This window comes from Pseudomonas sp. K5002 (assembly GCF_013386655.1).
GTDB lineage: Bacteria > Pseudomonadota > Gammaproteobacteria > Pseudomonadales > Pseudomonadaceae > Aquipseudomonas.
Map to the genome: position 1 here is coordinate 1 of NZ_JACARK010000416.1, position 1,962 is coordinate 1,962.

Here is a 1,962-nt window from a genome sequence, read left to right on the forward strand (position 1 = left end):
TCGACCAGAACAACTCCATGAACGACACCGGCAACCAGGCCGAGGCCAGCAGCCAGATCAGCGCGGGCGTCAGCAGCGGAGCGAGGAGGGTGGTGACGGCGGCAATGGCCACCGACAGGGCCAGGTCGCCCCGGGCCAGCCAGGTCATGACGTTGGACGACGTGCCGCTCGGGCAGCAGCCGACGAGGATCACACCGACGGCAATTTCCGGTGGCAGGTGAAAGACCTGGCACAGCAGCCAGGCCACGCCGGGCATGATCACGAAATGCGCGACCACACCCAATGCCACGCGCCACGGATGGCGCGCGACTTCAGCGAAATCTTCAAGTTTGAGGGTCAGCCCCATGCCGAACATCACCAGGCCCAACAGCGGCACGATGGCGCCTTTGAGGCCGAGAAACCAGGCGGGTTGCAGGAACGCAACCACGGCAAAAATCAGCACCCAGTAGGCGAAGGTATTGCCGACGAAACGGCTCAAGGCGGCGAGTGCACGCATGGGGTTGGTCCTTGTTATTCGATTTTGGAAGTGCGCATGCGATCAAATGTGGGAGCNNCGAATGCGGTGTGTCAGCCAGGAAGATATCAACTGAAAGGACGCATTCGCGAGCAAGCCCGCTCCCACATTTTGATCTTCACAAGGCTTTAGATACCTTGTGGGGTTTCTTCGCCACCCAGTGCCTCAACCAACGCCGGCAGGAAGTCGCCAAACGTCAGCATCATCAGGGTAAAGCTGGCGTCCTGCTGGCCCAGTGCTTCGTCGCCGCCGTCCTGTTCCGCCTGATCCTGCAGCAGGTCTTCGAACTTCAGGCGCTTGACGGTCATTTTGTCGTCCAGCATGAAGGACAGCTTGTCCTGCCAGGCCAGGGACAATTGGGTCACGACTTTGCCGGTGGTCAGGTGCAGTTGGATCTCTTCGCCGGTCAGGTCCTGGCGTTTGCAGCGCACGATGCCGCCGTCTTCGTGGGTGTCGCGCAGTTCGCATTCGTCGAGGACGAAGAAGTCATCGGCCGGTTTCTGGGTGGTGACCCAGTCGGTCATGATGGCGGTTGGCGCGGTTTTCACGGTCAGCGGACGTACCGGCAGGGTGCCGATCACTTCACGCAGGGTGGACAGCAGGTCTTCGGCACGTTTCGGGCTGGCGGAGTTCACCAGGATCAGGCCCTGTTTCGGCGCGATGGCGGCGAAGGTCGACGAGCGACGGATAAACGCGCGCGGCAGGAAGGCCTGGATGATTTCATCCTTGATCTGGTCGCGTTCCTTTTTGTAGACCTTGCGCATTTGCTCGGCTTCGATCTCTTCGACCTTTTCCTTCACCGCGTCACGCACCACGCTACCCGGCAGGATACGTTCTTCCTTGCGCGCAGCGATCAGCAGGAAATCACCGCTGACGTGTACCAGTGGCGCGTCTTCGCCTTTACCGAAAGGGGCGACGAAACCGTAAGTGGTCAACTCCTGGCTTGCACAAGGGCGCGCCAGTTTGGTGGCCAGTGCAGTTTCCAACGCCTCGGCATCAACAGGCAGATCTTGGGTCAGGCGATAGATAAGCAGGTTTTTGAACCACATGGGGTGAGTCTCTCCTTATATACAAAGGGGGGCATTATTCTCCTCATGGCGTCATAGGCCAACCCTCGCTAAGCCATTGGAAGGCCTGAAAAAAATTATTTAAGAAAGTGCTTGCCAGACCATGGGTCGCTCCGTAGAATGCGCGCCACACCGAAAGTGAAGGGTGATTAGCTCAGCTGGGAGAGCGTCTGCCTTACAAGCAGAATGTCGGCGGTTCGATCCCGTCATCACCCACCATTCGCTTTATGTGTTACGCGCAGCGGTAGTTCAGTCGGTTAGAATACCGGCCTGTCACGCCGGGGGTCGCGGGTTCGAGTCCCGTCCGCTGCGCCATATTCGGTCACCTGGAACGCTGAACGCCAGGTACCACAGGAAGCCCGCTCATTGAGCGGGCTTTTT

2 protein-coding genes and 2 tRNA genes are annotated in these 1,962 nt (G+C 59.2%); 2 read left to right on the top strand and 2 right to left on the bottom strand.

From position 1 onward, the window contains the following. Positions 1 to 496, bottom strand: a 496-nt coding sequence (locus tag HX846_RS19135; protein WP_178965906.1) for a bile acid:sodium symporter family protein, incomplete at its 3' end; no start/stop codon positions are given. A 146-nt stretch (positions 497 to 642) separates the two neighbouring features. Beyond that, on the bottom strand, positions 643 to 1,563 hold the full coding sequence (rdgC, locus tag HX846_RS19140) for a recombination-associated protein RdgC (protein ID WP_008430455.1): 921 nt from the start codon (positions 1,561 to 1,563) through the stop codon (positions 643 to 645). A gap of 161 nt (positions 1,564 to 1,724) precedes the next feature. Here rdgC and HX846_RS19145 point away from each other — a divergent pair. Together HX846_RS19145 and HX846_RS19150 are read left to right on the top strand one after the other, a co-directional pair. Beyond that, positions 1,725 to 1,800: transfer RNA gene (locus tag HX846_RS19145), tRNA-Val, on the top strand. 19 nt (positions 1,801 to 1,819) lie between these two features. After that, positions 1,820 to 1,896: transfer RNA gene (locus tag HX846_RS19150), tRNA-Asp, on the top strand. The last annotated feature ends 66 nt before the right edge of the window (positions 1,897 to 1,962 follow it).